This is a genomic window from Peribacillus sp. FSL E2-0159 (assembly GCF_038643155.1).
In the GTDB taxonomy this organism is placed as follows: Bacteria; Bacillota; Bacilli; order Bacillales; family DSM-1321; genus Peribacillus; species Peribacillus simplex.
In genome coordinates, this window is sequence record NZ_CP152053.1 from 786,617 (window position 1) to 804,419 (window position 17,803).

Below are 17,803 nucleotides of genomic sequence, written 5' to 3' on the forward strand. Positions count from 1 at the left end.
GTATAACTGTGTAGCCGGTTTATTTAGTTGAAATTTTCACTTCTGCGTTCATTCCAGGCAGAACTTTATCGGATGGTGCTTTGATGGAAATTTTAACTGGTACTTTTTGAGTGACTTTCGTATAGTTTCCGCTGCTGTTTTGATTGCCCATCACTGAAAAGACAGACGTTGTGGCATAACCGATCTGTTCCAATGTACCTTCGAAGACAGTATCAGGATCTCCATCGATGATAATATCGACGCTGTCACCTTTTTCGATATCCTTCAATTTATTTTCTTCAATATTAGCCGTTATGGACAAATCATCCATATTGATGGTCTGAGCTAGCGTTTGACCCGCTTGAACAAGCTGCTCATCATGCACTTGTGCTTTAACGATTGTACCTTGTTCTGCGGTTTTTACTGCTTCTTTTCCGTCTAAGGTGGTTACATTGGCAACTTTGTCATCTTTACTAACACTGTCTCCTTCGTGTAAGTCCCAATCTGCTAGTTTACCGGCAGCGGGGGCAACGATTGTATACAGCTCTCCCGACACTTTCGCTTCATCCGTTTTAATGAAATTCGTGCTTTCATAATAGTAATAAGCCCCGCCGGCTAATACCGCTAATATAATAACCAAACCAATGACATTGATTAAAACTAAACGTCCTCTATTCACTTGTTTCGCCTCCAAAAAATATTGATGATGTATTCCCTTTGATTAACGTTCATTAGCTAGAAATGAACCCGCCTCCTATTCTAATGTTTATTTGTTAATTTTAATAAATATTAATTTTTATAAGTATTAATATTATTAAGTAAAGAGTTTACCAGTTTAATTATTTTTTGTCATGTAATTTATTCGGAATATTAGTGGGAAATAAATACAATAAAATGGTAAAAATTCGAATTTTTATAAGTTTTAAGGATATATGGAAAGTAAAGTTGACAATGGAATGTCATTTAATTAAATTTAAGAGGTAGGATTGTCCTATATAAGGAGTGAGAAGGCTGGATTTTAAATGGGAAGTAACTAATAGTATAGAAATGCAGATTTTTCGGATTAGGAAGAAGCTTAGGGCCATCGTAGCAAAAAATCTTCAGCCTTATGGATTAACGTCGCCTCAGTTTTTCATATTATTGATATTGAAAAAAGAGGGGTCGATCAAATCGACCAAGCTGGCTGACTTCTTAACCGTAAAGCCAAGTGCGATTACCGTATTTGTAGATAAGCTGGTCGAAATGGATTATGTGAAACGGCAGCCCTCTGAAAAGGATCGCAGGGTCATCAATCTTGAATTGAAAGAGGCAGGGGAAGCGATTTTGGGGAGAGTCCTTGCGGATCATAACCAATTGATGGGCAAGAACTTCAACTCATTCACAGAAGATGAGCTGCAGGATCTTTTGAAGAAATTGGATACGATTGAAAAGGCTGCTGATAAGAACCTTTTGGATGATTGAAGAGAGGGCATGCTCTAAATAGAGACGAAAAAAGACGGTTCCCGGGGAACCGTCTTTTTTTAATCTTCTTCATACTGGACAGATAATTCGTTATCTTCCTTATGGAAGGACTGAAAGCTGACGATCAGCTTTTCAAGATGTTCCAATTGTTCGTCATATTCTATGACTGCAGAAATCAATGGAACAAGGCGGGCAGATAGATGGCCCAGATTATCATGCATTTCGTCCACTTGATTCTGCTGTTCGAAAAAGTGGGCGAGCAGCTCTTTACGACTTAAACAATCCTGATCCCAATCTTCAATCTCCTCGATGGCCTTGATTTTTTCGATATGCAGTAATATCAACTGTTCATGCTTGCGGATCAAGGAATCAAGCTGCTGTAAGATACTCCGTTGGAAATCTTCAGGCATTTGATAGACTTCATTCTCGAATTTATGGACTCTCTTCAAGGTTTCAAACGCTTTTTTTGTCGTTATGATCATCTGCCGATAAACGACAAGCTTTCTTGCTTTAGCTACACTGTTCTTCTTGAAATATTCCCGTTCCTCTTTGTACATGGAATAGATATGTTCCAGATCGAGTAACTCCGCCTTCAATCGGCTGATGTCTTTTTTCAATAAAGTGTGTTCTGTAGCATGTCTTGTACTGATTCTGATCCATTTCAAGATGTCTTCCGTTACATCTGTAATGCGTGTATAAAGCTTTGCTTCGTACTTTGGAGGAATGAAAACCAGATTCACGATAAATGAAGAAACGATTCCAAGCAAAACGGATGAGAGACGAATAAAGGCAAAATTCAGGAATTCCCCGTCCTGGCTTTCCATGATGGCAATGACCGTCACGATGGAAAGGACAATCGTTTTATCCATTTTCAGTTTTAAATTGATGGTTATGACAACCATTACGGCAAGACCGATTATAAAAATATCATTTCCGAACAACAAAACGAAGGAGACAGCAACCAATGCGCCAATTATATTTCCTTGAATTTGCTCCAACACCGTTTGATATGAACGGTAAATGGTCGGCTGTATTGCAAAAATTGCAGCAATCCCAGAAAGGACAGGAGCAGGAAGGTTAAGCAGTTCCGATAGATAAAGCGCTAAAACAATTGCTATTCCTGTTTTGAGAATGCGGGCACCAAACTTCATATATGGGTTAATCCTTTCTTTGTGTTGTAATGGATCTGGTAAGAAAAGGCTCTATTTATATATAGGCTTTTACTTAAAGTTGTATTCTAACTTATTTGTTAGTACTTTACACTAAAATAAGAAGATGTAAACAAAAAGTAATATACAGGATTTTCCTAAGAGTTACAATAGCTAAAATCAAGTTTAATATATAAAGAAATGATAGGCAATTTCTTGATTGCTTTCAACTGTGATTTCCATCGGTTACTGGAAAAGGCTGATGCTCGAATTGAAGAGCATCAGCCTTTTTAATATATTTTCGGCATCACTCCGTGGAAACAGCAGGATCCGCCTGTTCTTTAACTGGAACGACTTGTATGAAGTGCTCTCCAGGATTTTGAAGCAGTGCCTCTAAGGAGGCCGCTTCTTCAGTTTGGCCATGATCTTTCAAGAGGGACGTGTATTTGCCAAGAAGTTCCGCCACGTCCTGCAGGCCTTTTGCGGATAGGGGCTCAATGGAAATCTTTGCCCCTTTCGCAACCCGATTCTTAATGACTTCTTTGGTTAATCCAGATTCAGGCTGTTGCCGTAAATAAACGACACCGCCTGTCATCCCAGCGCAAATCCACGGACCGGGATCACCGAGAACCAAACCTCTTCCATTTGTCATGTATTCAAAAGCGAATCCCTTAATATTGGAAGTTACCGCAATATTACCGTGTTCCTTTTCTGGAAGCGGTTGTTTCAATAAGCCACCAATGATCATATCCGCTCCGGAAAGCCGGATTCCCGCCCTGGCATCGGCATCACCTTGGGCAATGAGAAGACCATGCTGTGCACCGTAACCAAATCCCTTACCGACAGAGCCATTGTAGAACTTCCCATCTTTTCCAGGAGATTTAAAGATGGCAATATTTCCGCCAATCGATGTTTTGCCAATACCATCTTGGGCACCGCCATTCACGCTGATTGAAATTCCCTCCGTATTGTATGCCCCAAGACCATTACCCGGGATGGAACCATCCTGGTAGGATAAGTGAACGGGAGGAAGTTTTTTGTATGAACCATCCAATCTGCCCCTAACGCGGTGACAGGACACCCTGCTGCCGAGTACACGCTGCTCGGAAGTGATCGAGCTATAGCTACGGGATTGCTGCAGATCATCTACATGCGAATCCAGATATTCAGCGCCAACGGCTACCTGCATGGAGCCTTCATTCAAATATGCCGCCGTTTCTTTATGATGTGAGAACGGTGTTATATCCAGGTTTTTCAATAGATAGGTTAAATCCAATGATTGTTGACCTTTAACTTGCTGTAGCAAATCGGAACGTCCGACGATATCCTGAAGATTCTTCACCCCGAGTGATCCTGTCAAAGATTTGAGTTCTTTTGCAAATGCACTGAACATATTCGTTAATCCCTGAACGGCTAAATCAAACTTTCGTGGAACAAAACGGCGCAGCCCATGTTCTTTCGCCTGCGCTTCCGATTCAATTTGAGTGGCGATGCCCACATGGCAGGTATCAAGGTGACATCCGCGGCATGTTGTACAGCCGACGGCAATCATCGAAAGGGTCCCAAAACCTACACGGTTTGCGCCAAGCAGCATGACCTTCAATACATCCATCGAGCTTTTTAACCCACCATCAGCCCAAATTTCAACATTCTGACGAATACCTGACTCAAGCAGAGCATTATGGGCCGCTTTCACACCTATCTCAACTGGTAGACCGACATGTGCGAGTGCATGGATCCTGGCTGCACCCGTTCCGCCATCAAAACCAGATAGCGTTATGATATCTGCCCCAGCTTTTGCGACGCCGACAGCAATCGTACCAATGTTTGGAACGACCGGTACTTTGACGGCGACTTTTGCTTTGTCATTTGCCGTTTTCAGCTCATGGATCATTTGGGCCAAATCTTCAATCGAGTAAATATCATGGTTATTGGAAGGGGAGATCAAATCGGAACCGATTGTTGCGTTTCGGGCTTCTGCGATTTTCGCTGTGACCTTGGAACCGGGAAGGTGACCGCCTTCGCCAGGTTTTGCCCCTTGCCCAATTTTAATTTCCAATAGATTTGAAGAGTTCAAGAGTTCTGCATTAACACCGAAACGGCCGGAAGCGATTTGCTGTCCGCGGGATTTCGGGTACTTGCCCAGCATATCCTTGATTTCCCCGCCTTCACCATTCATGCTGATCATGCCTAACCTCTCGGCAGCTTCTGCATAGGCCCGGAAAGCAATCTCATTTTGTGAACCAAAAGACATGGAGGCTATGACGAACGGCATTTCCTGTTCGCCGACCGAAAGACTGACTTCTTCAGAAGGGATGGAAGCATCTGAAGTTTTTAATGATGTCAAGTGGCGGATCGCCGTAGGATTGGATTCTTCCTGTTCGGTGATCTTTTCACGATAAGCATCATAGTCCCCAGTTGAAGCAACTTCCCCGATAGACTTCCAAATTCTAGGGAATAAATGGAAGGTCTTTCCCATCCGTTCTTTTTCATTGCCGTAATCTGCTGCACGCTGGATGGCATCTGCCTTGATTTTATCAAAATTATAGTCCACATCATTGGATCCGAAGAAGTTAGCCACATTTAAATATTTCGCGATTTCCTCATGTAAACCGATGCTTGAGAAAAGCCTTCCATAGCCGCGCAGCTCATGAATGCCAATGGTGGAGATGACTTTCTCAAGCCCTTTCGTCAAGGAGTTATATAGATTGGTAACCCCCTTGAGGTCATCGGAAGCTAAGGAAAGGAACATATAATAGGGGCTGATTAAGTTGGCCCCAAGACCATAAGAAACGATGATATCATGCAGTGACCTTAGCGATGCTGAACGTAAAAGGATGGAACAATCACGGCGCTTGCCTGTACGGACCAACGCTTGATCGACGGCTGAAGTGACGAGGTGTGGATCAAGCCAAAGGTTGCCGTTTTGATGGGCAAGGGCATCATCCAAAACGAGGAGCGTTTTTCCTTCATCCACTGCATTGACACTTTCATCCGTAATCCTGGTCAAGGCATCCGTGATGTTTTCATCCTCTTTGAACGTGCTTGAAATGAAGTGCACGAGTTTTTGATCTTGGTTATATTTAATGAACTGATCATAGCTTGGCTGCGATACGATAGATGAACACTCATAACCCGTTGATCCTTCAATCAATAAGGGAGTCAGCAGCTCCGTAACCTTTCCAGCCTTATTCGCTTCGAAAAGGGAAGGACGTTTTCCGATGATCGTTCTTGTCGAGAAGTGCTCGGTTTCCCGGTCCCGGTCGATCGCTGGATTGGTTACAACGGCCACACTTTCCTTGATGAAATCAGCAATGTTGGTCCGTTGGGGGTTAAGTGCCGCCAGTGGCGCATCGTGACCAAGTGAACGAATGGGCTCAGCACCTTTTTCGGCCATCTGTTCCACTAATTGGACATGCTCCCTTTCCCACCCAAAGGCTTTATACTGCCCATTATGAATGGCTTGCGTGTTTGTCATGGAAACAACCTTTTCAAAAACTTGGGGCTGTAAGCGGACTCGGTCATTGGAAAGGACGAATCGATCATTGAAGAGTTCGAATACTTTATCCTGGTAATCCTTGTATGTGTACAATTCAATACGGTCGCCGTTCCATTTCAAACCTATTTTTTCCCCTGGACCCATCGGTTTCGGATCTCCGGTATATTCACTGGAAGGGATGATTCCTGGTTCGGAAGTGAACATATAGGATGATTCCGTTTCAATACTCCATAGTGGGCGCAAGCCTAAAGAGTCGACAGAGAACACGGCTTCATCGCCGAAACGGGAGATGATGCCTGCCGGACCTTGTGCAAAATGTCCCCATGCTTCCCTTAAATACGTATATAAGTCTTGTAAGTGCTCGGGATATTCCTTGATTTCATTGATGATTGGCGGAAACATAAGATCGACAGCTTCAAATAAAGAGTAGCCATGACGGCAGATGAAAGTTTCGATCGTCTTGTTTAAATCCTGTGAGTCGCTTCCATCTTTAGCGATGGGAACTCCGATCATTTTCGCTTCATCACGCAATTTGGCGATGGTATTGATTTCGCCATTATGACCAAGTACACTGAAAGGCTGGACCCGGAAGAAGCTTGATAGAGTATTAGTTGAAAAACGATTATGTCCCAGTGTCATGGTGGAGGCAGCCAAAGGATCGGCAAGATCAAGATAATAGGCAGGGAGCGTATCCCCAGCACCCATCACTTTGTATACCGCATGATGTTGGCTTAAAGATGCAACATGGATGAAATCACTTTTTTCGATGTCGGAAGTCAGCTCAAAAAGAACATTTGAAAGCTCCTGGTTGTTATTGATGGTGGAGGAACAGGCAAATTGCCAGAACACTGGGTCTTCTTGAATGGCAATCGGTCCCAATGCCTCGGAACGGTAGGCTTTATCTGTTTCGAATATCAATGAGAGACCATGTTGGAGCAGTTTCTCCTTAACTTCGATTTTTAAGTCGTTAGCTTCTGTTTTTTTGCTTAAAAATAAGTGGCCGACTATGAAGGAATCTTGATCGACGATGCTTGAATCGACATTTACCGCTTCAAGCTTCTTTTTCCATAGAGCCCGGGGAATATCGATATGGATGCCGGCGCCATCGCCCTCACCATTAATGAAGCCGCAGCGATGGTTCATTTTAACCAGGGCGTCGATACAGGCAAAGATGTTTTCGTTAGTAGGGATCTTCTTTTTTTCGATGCAGGAAACGATTCCGCAGGCATCATGTTCTTCCTTGTGAAATTCTTTGAATGTAGCAGGTGTCCATTGTTGGGCCATATATGTGGCTTGAATAAGGTTACCCTTATTCTCTGCCTTTCACCTCCTGTAGCATGTGTTTAATGGTGGGAATATTAGTAAACCCGAACAATAGTCCGAGTTTTGATAGATTGAAAGAAAGTGTATAAATGTATATAAATGTATCCATATCATATCATTTAAATATTCAGAAATCAATTTTTTATACAATAGGATGGATGCTGTGATTGATGGGATTTTTGTGAGAAGTGGCTTCAAATGCTAATATTAAAGATTTATTACAGGGGAATAAGAAACCCTCAAGATTGATGTACATCCTGAGGGTGTATAAAAAATGCATAATTATGCTGATTCGATTTATTATAATAGGTTTTTGAATGCATGTTCAACCGCTTTTAGAGTATAAGCGATATCATCATCCGTGTGAGCAATTGTCAAGAACCATGCTTCGTATTTGGACGGTGCCAAATTGATTCCCTGATTGAGCATAAGTTTGAAGAACTTAGCGAACATTTCGCCATCCGTATTTTCCGCCTGCTCATAGTTTTCAATTTTTTCTGTCGTGAAATAGATCGTCAATGCCCCTTTAAGGCGATTGATGGTGATCGGGACATTATATTGGCGAGCCGCTTTCAGGATACCTTCTTCAAGGATTTTTCCCAGCCGGTCAAGCTCATCGTACAGACCCTCTTCTTTAAGTACTTCTAAGCAAGCTATCCCGGAAAGCATGGAAGCAGGATTTCCTGCCATCGTACCTGCTTGATAGGCTGGTCCTAGAGGGGCGACTGTTTCCATGATTTCTTTTTTACCGCCATAGGCACCAATAGGAAGCCCGCCCCCGATGATTTTTCCAAGCGCGGTCAAATCGGGTTGAATTCCCAAGAAGTCCTGTGCCCCTCCATACATGAAGCGGAACGCTGTGATGACCTCGTCGAAAATGACGAGTGATCCGGCTTCGTGAGATAATGAAATGACTTCTTCCAAGAAGCCAGGGCTTGGTTCCACGATTCCAAAGTTGCCGACGATCGGTTCAACCAACACACCTGCAATTTCATTGCCCCATTTATCAAGTGCTTCTTTAAATGACTCGATATCATTGAAAGGTACCGTGATGACTTCTTGTGCGATGCTTTTTGGAACACCGGCAGAGTCCGGTGTACCTAGAGTGGACGGGCCGGAACCTGCAGCGACGAGAACAAGGTCGGAGTGTCCATGGTAACAGCCTGCAAACTTGATGATCTTATCGCGTCCTGTGTAAGCACGGGCAACACGGATGGTGGACATGACTGATTCGGTGCCTGAATTGGTGAATCGGACTTTATCCATGGATGGTATGGCTTCCTTCAACATTTTGGCGAATTTCACTTCATGTTTTGTCGGTGTGCCGTATAAAACGCCCGTTTCTGCCGCTTTAACGATAGCATCCGTGATATGTGGATGCGCATGCCCTGTAATGATCGGGCCATATGCAGCTAAATAATCGATATATTTATTGCCATCGACATCCCAGAAATAAGCCCCTTTGGCATGATCCATCGCAACTGGTGAACCGCCGCCTACGGCTTTGTAAGAACGGGATGGGCTGTTAACCCCGCCAACGATATGTTCCAATGCCTCTTTATGTAAAAGCTCCGAATTACTAAAATCCAATCTTAAAACCTCCTATAAATATAAACATATATCCTCTTAATCATAGCACTTTTCCGTCCGTAAATCTGGGGTGGAAGGCTGGTAAATGTGATTCGTCCCCTGATGGAACCGCTGCAGCCCTAGAAGCATCCGGATTCCGGGCCATCATTTTGTTTGGGAAATGGGGCCGCATCCCAAAACTTCGGTTATGAAAGTTAGAATGGCCAAGATGGTGGCAGGGTTTTCGATGTCGAAGGATTGGCGGTTCATTTCGCCCTGGGCTTGGTAATAGATTAGGTGACCGGTTCCTTTTTCTTCATTAATATGAAGGTGGAAACTTATGGGGGTGCTTTCGATCGATCCGCTGGAATCCCTTTGGATGACCTGGCATAACAATTCCCCGTATTCATCTTCATAAAGGAAGTCATATCGGAGGTCGATAACGACCTTTTCGATTTGGGATAGTAATAATCTTTTGATATTCATAGCATACTCGTCTCCTTTATATATGTATCTGGTACAACGATTATTTCTCCCTGAAAATGGTATATGGCATCCAAGCATTTTTATTGTCTAAAAAGGTTAGGTTGGATAAACTAATTCATTAGGACAAGAGATTACGGAGGATGTAACAGGATGAGTGATGCAATTCAAGTGAAACAGCTTCGGAAGGAATTTAAGTCGGCATCAAGCCGTAAAGGGCTAAAGGGTGCCTTCCGGGATTTACTTACCAGAAATTATAAAATCGTCCCTGCCGTCAATGATATCAATTTTACTGTAAAAAAGGGTGAGATGGTAGCTTATATCGGGGAAAATGGTGCAGGGAAATCGACCACGATCAAAATGCTGACAGGGATTTTGGAACCGACAGCAGGTGAAATCACGGTCAATGGCATGAATCCACATAAAGAAAGGGAAAAGTTCACTCAGACAATCGGAGTCGTATTTGGTCAGCGCTCACAGCTTTGGTGGGATATTGCGGTTCAGGAATCCTTTAGGCTGCTAAAAAAGGTCTATAAGGTAACGGATGAACAATATAACGATCATATGGAACATGTCATCAAGACGCTTGATATCGGACCTTTGCTGGACAAACCAGTGCGTAAACTCTCACTTGGTCAGCGAATGCGCTGTGAGCTTGCGGCAGCCTTGATCCACAATCCGCCTTTGCTGTTCCTAGATGAGCCGACGATTGGACTTGATGTACTCGTGAAAATGAAGATTCGTGAGTTCCTGAAAGAAATCAATGAAAAATATAATACGACAATCCTTTTGACTACCCATGATTTAGGAGACATTGAAGCATTATGTGAGCGCGTAATCATGCTTGATGAAGGACAAATCATTTATGATGGTGAATTGCAGAGTTTAAAAGATAACTGGGCTGAGGAAAAACAGATCCATTTTCAATTCCTCGAGCCGATCGAATTGAATGAATTGCAATCATTAGCGCTCCCATTTACCTCTAACTGGGTTTATGATGAGAAAAATCAAACATACATTGCCTTGTTAAAAGAAGAAAGTGATCATATTTCACAGCTTGTTTCGGCTGTCGTATCTCATTTTAAAATAAAGGACATCAAAATCCATGAAACTTCCATTGAAGAGATTGTTCGAAACATTTACGAAGAAGGCACTGTCTGATTTCTTATCATTAAGAAACAACGTGTCTATCAAGAAGGGGGAGGGCCATGGGGAAGTATCTTGCAATGATCCGCATGCGTTTTTTAATGATGCTTGCGTATCGAACGGATTATTATACCGGCATTTTAATTTATAGCATTAATATCGGTGCTTATTATTTCTTATGGAATGCGATATATGGAGAAAAAAGCTCCATCGAAGGACTTTCAGGTATGCAGATGACAACCTATGTCGCGGTTGCATGGATGGCGCGCGCTTTTTATTTCAATAATATTGACCGCGAAATCGCCACTGAAATTAAAGACGGCAAGGTCGCTATTGAAATGATCCGGCCTTATAACTATTTAGGGATGAAAACGATGCAAGGACTTGGGGAAGGGATATTCCGTTTCTTCTTCTTCTCGATTCCAGGAATGCTGCTGGTAGCTTTCATTTTTCCTATCGAATTGCCGCACGAGCCGGCTACGTGGGTGATATTCGGCATTTCCTTGGTGTTCAGCTTCATCATCAATACACAAATTAACTTATTGACGGGAATCACTACCTTTTTCTTATATAATAATGCCGGATTGATCCGGGCTAAAAGGGTTATCGTTGATTTATTTTCCGGTCTGCTGCTGCCTATCAGTTTCTATCCGATATGGGCGCAGGAAGTGATGAAATATTTGCCCTTTCAAGGGATCAGCTATGTACCAAGCATGATATTTACGAACGGGTACAGTTCAGGCGAAATTGGCATGGCGCTTTTACAGCAGTTAATTTGGTGCATCATTCTCATAATACCGATTCAGCTTTTATGGATAGTCGCAAAAAAACAGCTGATTATTCAAGGAGGTTGACGGGATGTTTTATGTATCGATGTTTTTTCAATATGTGAGTCAATATATGAAAACAAGATTGCAATATAGAGCCGATTTCTTCATGGAAATCCTATCTGACCTGCTGAATCAGGTCGTGAATCTGGTATTTATCTTAGTTGTTTTTGGACATACCCAATTTTTAAGCGGCTGGAGCCGTGAAGAAATCATATTCATTTATGGATTCTTCCTTATACCATTCGCCCTTTTTTCTGCCTTTTTCAACATCTGGGATTTTAATGACCGCTATATTGTCAAAGGTGAAATGGACCGGATATTAACAAGACCGATACATAGCCTGTTTCAAGTTATTTTAGAAAGAATCGAGCTAGAAGCGTTATTTGGTGTTGTCACCGGTTTGATCATTATATTCTATTCGGGGATTTCATTAGATCTGCAGCTTGCGTGGTATGACCCGATTCTTTTCATCATTTTTGCAATAGGAGGGGCCCTCGCTTATGCAGCCATTTTCGTTGCGATAGCAAGCATTGGGTTCTGGTCGGATGCGAAAACATCCATCATGCCAATGATGTACAATATCGGGAACTACGGGCGCTATCCTGTTGATATTTATAATAAGGTCATCCGTTTTGTCCTTACATGGGTGCTGCCATTCGCGTTTGTTGGTGTCTATCCGGCATCTTATTTCCTTAGAAAAGAAGAGTGGTATGCATATGCATTTGCCACACCTGTAATTGGGGTTGCCTTTTTCGTGATATCCGTTTTCATATGGAATCAGGGAGTGAAGAGGTACCGCGGGGCAGGGAACTAAAAAAAACCCCTTCAACATCATTCATGTTGAAGGGGTTTTTTTGTTTAGTTCCGTTTTTTCTTTCTTTTAATATATCTTGCTTGTGCTTGAGCATATTGCTGCTTTTCCTCTTCCGTTTCCGGTATGACCTGAGGTACGTTTGTCGGCTTACCGTCTTCATCAATGGCCAGCATCGTTAAAAAAGCGCGTGCCGTAAGCTGTTTTTCACCTGTTAAAAGGTTCTCACGCTCCACTTTTACGAATACCTCCATTGATGTGCGATGAGCACAGGTGACATAAGCTTCAAGGTTGATCGCATCCCCTGTCTTGATGGGGGCCAAAAAATCAAAAGAGTCGCTTGAAGCAGTCACAACGGGTTTTCGACAATGACGCATAGCTGAAATGCAGGCTATTTTATCAACATAGGCCATTACTTTTCCGCCAAAAATGGTATTGTGATGATTTGTATCCGGCGGAAAAACAAGGTCGGTTAAAAAAGTCCGTGACTGCTGTGTTGGATGGGAAACGTTCTTTTCAATCATTTGCCTGTTGGTTTAGCTAAAAGGTTTTCACGGACGATTTTTGCTGCTTCGACCATGTTTTTCAGGGAAGCGACGGTTTCCGGGATACCCCTTGTTTTCAGGCCGCAGTCGGGATTGATCCAAAACTGGTCTTTATCCAATACCTTGATGCCCCGTTCAATCATATCGACCATTTCTTCCACTGCCGGCACACGCGGGCTGTGAATATCATACACACCCAGGCCAATGCCTTTTTCATATGTTTTTTCCTCGAATGCCGAAGCAAGCTCCCCATGACTACGGGATGTTTCGATGGAAATTACATCGGCATCGAGGGAGGAGATGACATCCATGAAACTGTTGAAGTCGCAATAGCACATATGCGTGTGAATTTGGGTTGTATCCTCCACGCTTGATGTGGATATCAAGAATGAATTTACAGCCCAGTTTAAATACTCGTCGCGATCGCTTTTTTTCAATGGCAGACCTTCTCTAAGTGCAGGCTCATCAACCTGAATCATTTTAATTCCTGCGGATTCCAATGCAATGACTTCTTTTTCTAAAGCGAGCGCCAGCTGATAGCAAACATTCTCCCTGGAAATATCATCACGGACAAATGACCAGTTCAAAATTGTAACAGGACCTGTAAGCATTCCCTTTACCGTCTTCTTCGTAAGGGATTGTGCGTATACACTTTCCCTTACTGTCATCGGTTCGATGAAATGGATGTCGCCGTAGATGACTGGTGGTTTCACGCAGCGGGATCCATAGGATTGTACCCAACCCTTTTCTAGAAAGACGAATCCGCCTAACTTATGGCCGAAGTATTCAACCATATCCGTCCGTTCGAATTCTCCGTGAACGAGAACATCCAAACCGATTTCTTCTTGGATTTCGATCCACCTGCCGATTTCTTCGTTAACGAATGTTTCATATTGCGAAGCGGTCCATTCTCCTCTTTTGAATTTCCCGCGTGCTTGTTTAACTTCAAATGTCTGCGGAAAGCTACCGATCGTAGTCGAAGGAAGAAAAGGCAATTTGAAAAATTCCTGTTGTTTTTGGTAACGCTCTTTAAATGGAAGCTGACGGCCGGCGGTCCTGGTTTTAACCTTTTCGACATTGGAATGTACACTCCCATGATTCCGTGCATTTGAACTTGCTAACGTTTGAACCGTAAATTTATTTGCATCGACTTTTTCGGCGATTGCTTCAAAGCCTTGATTATTCCCTTTGACCAAGAGTGTGATTTCCTCAAGTTTCTCATCAGCGAAAGCAAGGGCCTCTTTCACTTCTTTTGAAAGGGCGGTTTCATTACGAACGGTCACTGGTACATGAAGCAGGGAACAAGAGGGCTGAATCCAAATTTGGTCTTCGGCTACCTTTTTCTTAAGTGTCTCGATCAATTGGATTTTTTTCGATAAATCAGATAGCCAAATATTTTTTCCGTCAATCACACCTGCAGCAAGCACTTTGTCCTTCGGGAAACCGAATGCTTCAAGATTACTTAGATTCTTCCCTTTATCATGTACAAAATCAAGACCGATTCCTTGGACTTGTAATTCGATGACTTCTTGATAATGTTCCACGGCATCAAAGTATGTTTGTAGCATGATGTTCAGGTTTGGTGCTGCTTCATTCAGTTTTTCATAGAGGTAAGTAACTGTCTGCATATCATCTTTGGAAATGGATGAAACAAGAGAAGGTTCGTCCATTTGAACCCACTTCACGCCTTCTTGCTCCAACTCCCGCAGGATTTGCGTGTATAGGGGAAGCAGGCTCAGGATGATGCCAGGGATTTCTTGTTTATTGAAGCCTTTGGAAAGGGAGATGAAAGTATAAGGTCCGATCAACACGGGCTTCGTTTCAATCCCTAGCTTTTCCTTGGCTTCCCGATATGCTGCAAGTGGTTTATTTTCTGTTAAAGTCAGCTGTGACAGTTTTAATTCAGGGACGATATAGTGATAGTTCGTATTGAACCATTTCGTCATTTCGGAAGCGACTTCATCATTGTTTCCGCGAGCCATTGAATAATAAACGGAAAGGGGAACGATTCCGCCTTCATAAGCTGAATAACGTTCAGGAACAAGACCGAACATGACGGACATATCCAGCATTTGATCATAGAAAGTGAAGTCGTTGACAGGAATGATATCTATGCCCCGTTTCTTCTGTTTTTGTAAGTTGCCTAAACGGATGGCTTTTAGTTGTGCCGTAAATTCTGCTTCATCGATTTTACCGGACCAGTAAGCTTCTAATGTACGTTTCCATTCACGATCTTCCCCGATTCGGGGGTAACCCAAACTACTGCTTTTCAAAATTCCCATCCTCCTAAATTCATTTGATTGAACAAAAAAAAAGCATCCCTAACCGTCAAAAGAGAAAGTTAGAAATGCTTAAAATAAAGAGGCATTCAGAATGCCCCTTACAATTATAAGGTCCCTAACACCTCCCTATCTCCCGTAGGTTAAAACAGTGTTGTCGAAATAGGCAGGTCTCCTGACTTAGGGAATATCATTAGCGGCGGGCCTTCCCGATCCTTTGATCAGTGGCATATTGGATGGCGCTAACATTCCCATTACAGTGGCGGGACCGTGCCGGAATTACACCGGACTTCCCTTTTAATCCTAATGAAAATTAGGAACCTATTTCCACATATGAAATTTTGCAAAACCTGCCTTGATAACTGTTTGCAGGTCAAAGATTTATAAAATAAAAACTATTATAAAAATTTAGACAATCGTAACATATCCGACCAAAAGGGTCAACATGGAAAAAAGATTCGGGAAAAGTAACCGTTAATTGGAAGTGGGGGAATAAGGATGAGGTCTGTTCCTAAAAAAGAATATATTGTTTGGACAGGGAGTATGTATAAAGAGAGTGGCGTTTTGAAATGGGGCGTGGGGGATGACTTTCTACATCTTGATTGCAGGAATCATTTTTTGTATGGTGATGAGCATTCGTACGTTATTTCTTGTTGAGTCGGGAGGAAAGAAATTTTCTCTGGAGGATATGCTTTGGCTTGGCAATTTATATGCGACGATATTAGTTGGGTTTGCACTGATTTATTTATTATACGAGCTTCAGAATCATTCGGTGATTCTTGATATGGGCAATCGATTGGATGGCACTTTCTATGAACAGTTGAAGACTTCTTTTTATTTTAGTGCGATGACGATGTTTTCTGTAGGGTATGGAGATATAGCCCCAATTGGCATGGGCAGGATGATAGCTACCATTCAGGCTTTCATCGGGTATACACTGCCGGCAGCGTTCGTGATTCGGACGGTGATCGATCTGGAGCAGAAAGATAGGAGGGATAAATGAAAGTTGTTTTTCTTTCGATTATTGGGTACTCTTACCATAATGAAAAAAATGGAGGGTTCAATATGACTGTTAAAATTGGAGAAACAGCACCTGATTTCAAACTCCCTGCAAACAATGGCGAAATGGTATCGCTATCGGATTTTAAGGGGAAATACATTGTTTTATATTTCTATCCAAAAGACATGACGCCAGGCTGCACGACGGAGGCTTGTGATTTCCGGGACCATAATGAGCAATTCGAGGAATTGAACGCGGTCATCATTGGTATCAGCCCAGATCCGGCGGCACGTCATGAAAAATTCATTGAAAAACATGGATTGCCTTTTCTGTTGCTGGCTGACGAAAATCATGAAGCGGCTGAATCATTTGAAGTTTGGCAATTGAAAAAGAACTTCGGCAAGGAGTATATGGGCATTGAACGTTCAACTTTCTTGATTGATAAGTCTGGTAAGGTAGTCAAAGAATGGCGTAAAGTAAAAGTCAAAGGCCACGTCGAAGAAGCGCTTGAAACTCTTCGCGACCTCGAAAAATAAGGGACAGGCAGATGAAGGATGAGCGAATAACGAAGCTTGCAGCCAGGCTGATTCATCATTCGATACAATTACAGCCAAAAGAGAGAATCCTCATACGGGGGCATATCAACACGAAACCATTATTGAAAGAGCTGATTGATGAAATATACAGAGTTGGTGCTTATCCATATGTAGAACTCGAAGACGATGAGATAAGCCGCCACCTGTTACAAGGGAATGTGAAGGAACAACTTGAAATATCTTCGCAATGGGCTTTGAAGAAATATAGGGATATCGATGCGGTCATCATCATCACAGGGGAAGAAAACGATGTGGAAATGAATGATGTTCCCATCGAGAGGCACCGTCTTCAAGGGGAGGCAATGAAATCTCCTACTCTTTTTTATGTAAACAACCGACGTTGGGTCTTACTTAATTATCCCACCAACGCATCGGCGCATAAAGCCGGCATGACCTTCGATAGGTACCAAGACTTCCTTTTGAACGTATGCACCATGGATTACGGGAAAATGGAGGCGTCCTTGAAACCGTTAAAACAATTGATGGAACGAACTGACAAAGTCAGGATCGTTTCACCAGAGACAGATTTGACCTTTTCCATCAAAGGTATGCCTGCCATCATATGTGCCGGAAAAAAGAATTTACCGGATGGGGAAGTTTTTACGGCACCCATAAAAGATAGTCTCAATGGAAGGATAGCCTTCAACACACCCACAACCTATGAAGGAATCACCTTTAGTGACATAGAATTAAACTTTAAAAAGGGAAAAATCATTAGAGCGACATCCAATCGTGACACTGAAATGAACCAAATTCTTAATATTGATGAAGGGTCCCGGTTTATAGGGGAGTTTGCAATTGGAATCAATCCATACATATTGGAACCTATGGACGATATCTTGTTCGATGAGAAAATAAGCGGGAGTCTACACTTGGCTCTTGGACTTGCCTATGAAGAAGCGGATAATGGAAACCGTTCATCGATACATTGGGATATGGTCTTGATCCAGCGTCCCGAATATGGTGGTGGTGACATCTATTTTGACGACGTCCTGATCAGAAGGGATGGCGTTTTCATTTTGCCGGAATTACATGCTTTAAACCCAAATTCTTTAAAATTAAGCCTTTTTTAATAAGGTAAGGCTTTTGTCCAACTCAAAAAGGGGACACCTGAATATGCTTTATTAAGGGAAT

At 42.6% G+C, this 17,803-nt stretch carries 14 protein-coding genes and 1 riboswitch; of the genes, 7 read left to right on the forward strand and 7 right to left on the reverse strand.

Going from position 1 to position 17,803, the window contains the following annotated elements; all coding sequences use genetic code 11:
* Positions 1-19: 19 nt before the first annotated feature.
* The gene (locus NYE63_RS03885; protein WP_342604150.1) at positions 20-658 is read right to left on the reverse strand and encodes an HlyD family efflux transporter periplasmic adaptor subunit; all 639 of its coding nucleotides are present in this window, start codon (positions 656-658) and stop codon (positions 20-22) included.
* Between the two features lie 323 nt (positions 659-981).
* On the opposite strand from NYE63_RS03885, the gene NYE63_RS03890 reads away from it, so the two are divergent.
* Entirely contained in the window at positions 982-1,440 is a 459-nt protein-coding gene (locus tag NYE63_RS03890) for a MarR family transcriptional regulator (protein WP_342604151.1), read from the forward strand.
* Between the two features lie 59 nt (positions 1,441-1,499).
* Here the strand turns inward: NYE63_RS03890 and NYE63_RS03895 are convergent, their stop codons facing one another.
* The 4 genes from NYE63_RS03895 to NYE63_RS03910 form a co-directional block, all read right to left on the reverse strand.
* Entirely contained in the window at positions 1,500-2,591 is a 1,092-nt protein-coding gene (locus tag NYE63_RS03895) for an aromatic acid exporter family protein (RefSeq protein WP_342604152.1), read from the reverse strand.
* 304 nt (positions 2,592-2,895) lie between these two features.
* Positions 2,896-7,371, reverse strand: coding sequence for a glutamate synthase-related protein (locus NYE63_RS03900; RefSeq protein WP_342604153.1), 4,476 nt, complete (start codon positions 7,369-7,371; stop codon positions 2,896-2,898).
* Positions 7,372-7,710: 339 nt separating this feature from the next.
* Entirely contained in the window at positions 7,711-9,000 is a 1,290-nt protein-coding gene (locus NYE63_RS03905) for a glutamate-1-semialdehyde 2,1-aminomutase (RefSeq protein WP_342604154.1), read from the reverse strand.
* A gap of 144 nt (positions 9,001-9,144) precedes the next feature.
* A complete protein-coding gene (locus NYE63_RS03910) occupies positions 9,145-9,465 on the reverse strand; it encodes a hypothetical protein (protein WP_342604155.1) in 321 nt (106 codons plus the stop codon).
* Positions 9,466-9,615: 150 nt separating this feature from the next.
* Here NYE63_RS03910 and NYE63_RS03915 point away from each other — a divergent pair, with 150 nt between their 5' ends.
* From NYE63_RS03915 to NYE63_RS03925, 3 genes are read left to right on the forward strand one after another with little or no spacing between them, the layout of a single operon-like run.
* On the forward strand, positions 9,616-10,623 hold the full coding sequence (locus tag NYE63_RS03915) for an ATP-binding cassette domain-containing protein (RefSeq protein ID WP_342604156.1): 1,008 nt from the start codon (positions 9,616-9,618) through the stop codon (positions 10,621-10,623).
* A gap of 47 nt (positions 10,624-10,670) precedes the next feature.
* Complete coding sequence (locus NYE63_RS03920) at positions 10,671-11,462, forward strand: ABC-2 family transporter protein (RefSeq protein WP_342604157.1); 792 nt, start codon at positions 10,671-10,673, stop codon at positions 11,460-11,462.
* Between the two features lie 4 nt (positions 11,463-11,466).
* Positions 11,467-12,252, forward strand: a complete 786-nt coding sequence (locus NYE63_RS03925) for an ABC-2 family transporter protein (protein WP_048678294.1) — start codon at positions 11,467-11,469, stop codon at positions 12,250-12,252.
* 44 nt (positions 12,253-12,296) lie between these two features.
* Here NYE63_RS03925 and NYE63_RS03930 read toward each other — a convergent pair whose 3' ends face one another.
* A complete protein-coding gene (locus NYE63_RS03930) occupies positions 12,297-12,773 on the reverse strand; it encodes an acyl-CoA thioesterase (protein ID WP_342604158.1) in 477 nt (158 codons plus the stop codon).
* The gene (gene metE, locus NYE63_RS03935) at positions 12,770-15,076 is read right to left on the reverse strand and encodes a 5-methyltetrahydropteroyltriglutamate--homocysteine S-methyltransferase (RefSeq protein WP_342604159.1); all 2,307 of its coding nucleotides are present in this window, start codon (positions 15,074-15,076) and stop codon (positions 12,770-12,772) included. The genes NYE63_RS03930 and metE overlap by 4 nt, the downstream gene beginning before the upstream one ends.
* Before the next feature lie 144 nt (positions 15,077-15,220).
* Positions 15,221-15,413, reverse strand: a riboswitch (cobalamin riboswitch).
* A gap of 243 nt (positions 15,414-15,656) precedes the next feature.
* Between metE and NYE63_RS03940 the strand changes: the two genes are divergently transcribed.
* The 3 genes from NYE63_RS03940 to NYE63_RS03950 all read left to right on the forward strand — a co-directional run bounded on the left by NYE63_RS03940 (position 15,657) and on the right by NYE63_RS03950 (position 17,742).
* Positions 15,657-16,076 carry a potassium channel family protein gene (locus NYE63_RS03940; protein ID WP_063234840.1) on the forward strand — a complete coding sequence of 140 codons (420 nt, stop codon included), beginning with the start codon at positions 15,657-15,659 and terminating at the stop codon, positions 16,074-16,076.
* 62 nt (positions 16,077-16,138) lie between these two features.
* Positions 16,139-16,609 carry a thioredoxin-dependent thiol peroxidase gene (gene bcp, locus NYE63_RS03945; protein WP_342605675.1) on the forward strand — a complete coding sequence of 157 codons (471 nt, stop codon included), beginning with the start codon at positions 16,139-16,141 and terminating at the stop codon, positions 16,607-16,609.
* An 11-nt stretch (positions 16,610-16,620) separates the two neighbouring features.
* Positions 16,621-17,742, forward strand: coding sequence for an aminopeptidase (locus NYE63_RS03950; RefSeq protein ID WP_342604160.1), 1,122 nt, complete (start codon positions 16,621-16,623; stop codon positions 17,740-17,742).
* Positions 17,743-17,803: the final 61 nt, after the last annotated feature.

Bases quoted from the DNA above. Each gene is read 5' to 3' on its own strand.
- NYE63_RS03895 (WP_342604152.1), bottom strand. From the start codon at position 2,591: ATGAAGTTTGGTGCCCGCATTCTCAAAACAGGAATAGCAATTGTTTTA.
- NYE63_RS03900 (WP_342604153.1), bottom strand. From the start codon at position 7,371: ATGGCCCAACAATGGACACCTGCTACATTCAAAGAATTTCACAAGGAA.
- NYE63_RS03910 (WP_342604155.1), bottom strand. From the start codon at position 9,465: ATGAATATCAAAAGATTATTACTATCCCAAATCGAAAAGGTCGTTATC.
- NYE63_RS03915 (WP_342604156.1), top strand. From the start codon at position 9,616: ATGAGTGATGCAATTCAAGTGAAACAGCTTCGGAAGGAATTTAAGTCG.
- NYE63_RS03920 (WP_342604157.1), top strand. From the start codon at position 10,671: ATGGGGAAGTATCTTGCAATGATCCGCATGCGTTTTTTAATGATGCTT.
- NYE63_RS03925 (WP_048678294.1), top strand. From the start codon at position 11,467: ATGTTTTATGTATCGATGTTTTTTCAATATGTGAGTCAATATATGAAA.
- NYE63_RS03930 (WP_342604158.1), bottom strand. From the start codon at position 12,773: ATGATTGAAAAGAACGTTTCCCATCCAACACAGCAGTCACGGACTTTT.
- metE (WP_342604159.1), bottom strand. From the start codon at position 15,076: ATGGGAATTTTGAAAAGCAGTAGTTTGGGTTACCCCCGAATCGGGGAA.
- NYE63_RS03940 (WP_063234840.1), top strand. From the start codon at position 15,657: ATGACTTTCTACATCTTGATTGCAGGAATCATTTTTTGTATGGTGATG.
- bcp (WP_342605675.1), top strand. From the start codon at position 16,139: ATGACTGTTAAAATTGGAGAAACAGCACCTGATTTCAAACTCCCTGCA.
- NYE63_RS03950 (WP_342604160.1), top strand. From the start codon at position 16,621: ATGAAGGATGAGCGAATAACGAAGCTTGCAGCCAGGCTGATTCATCAT.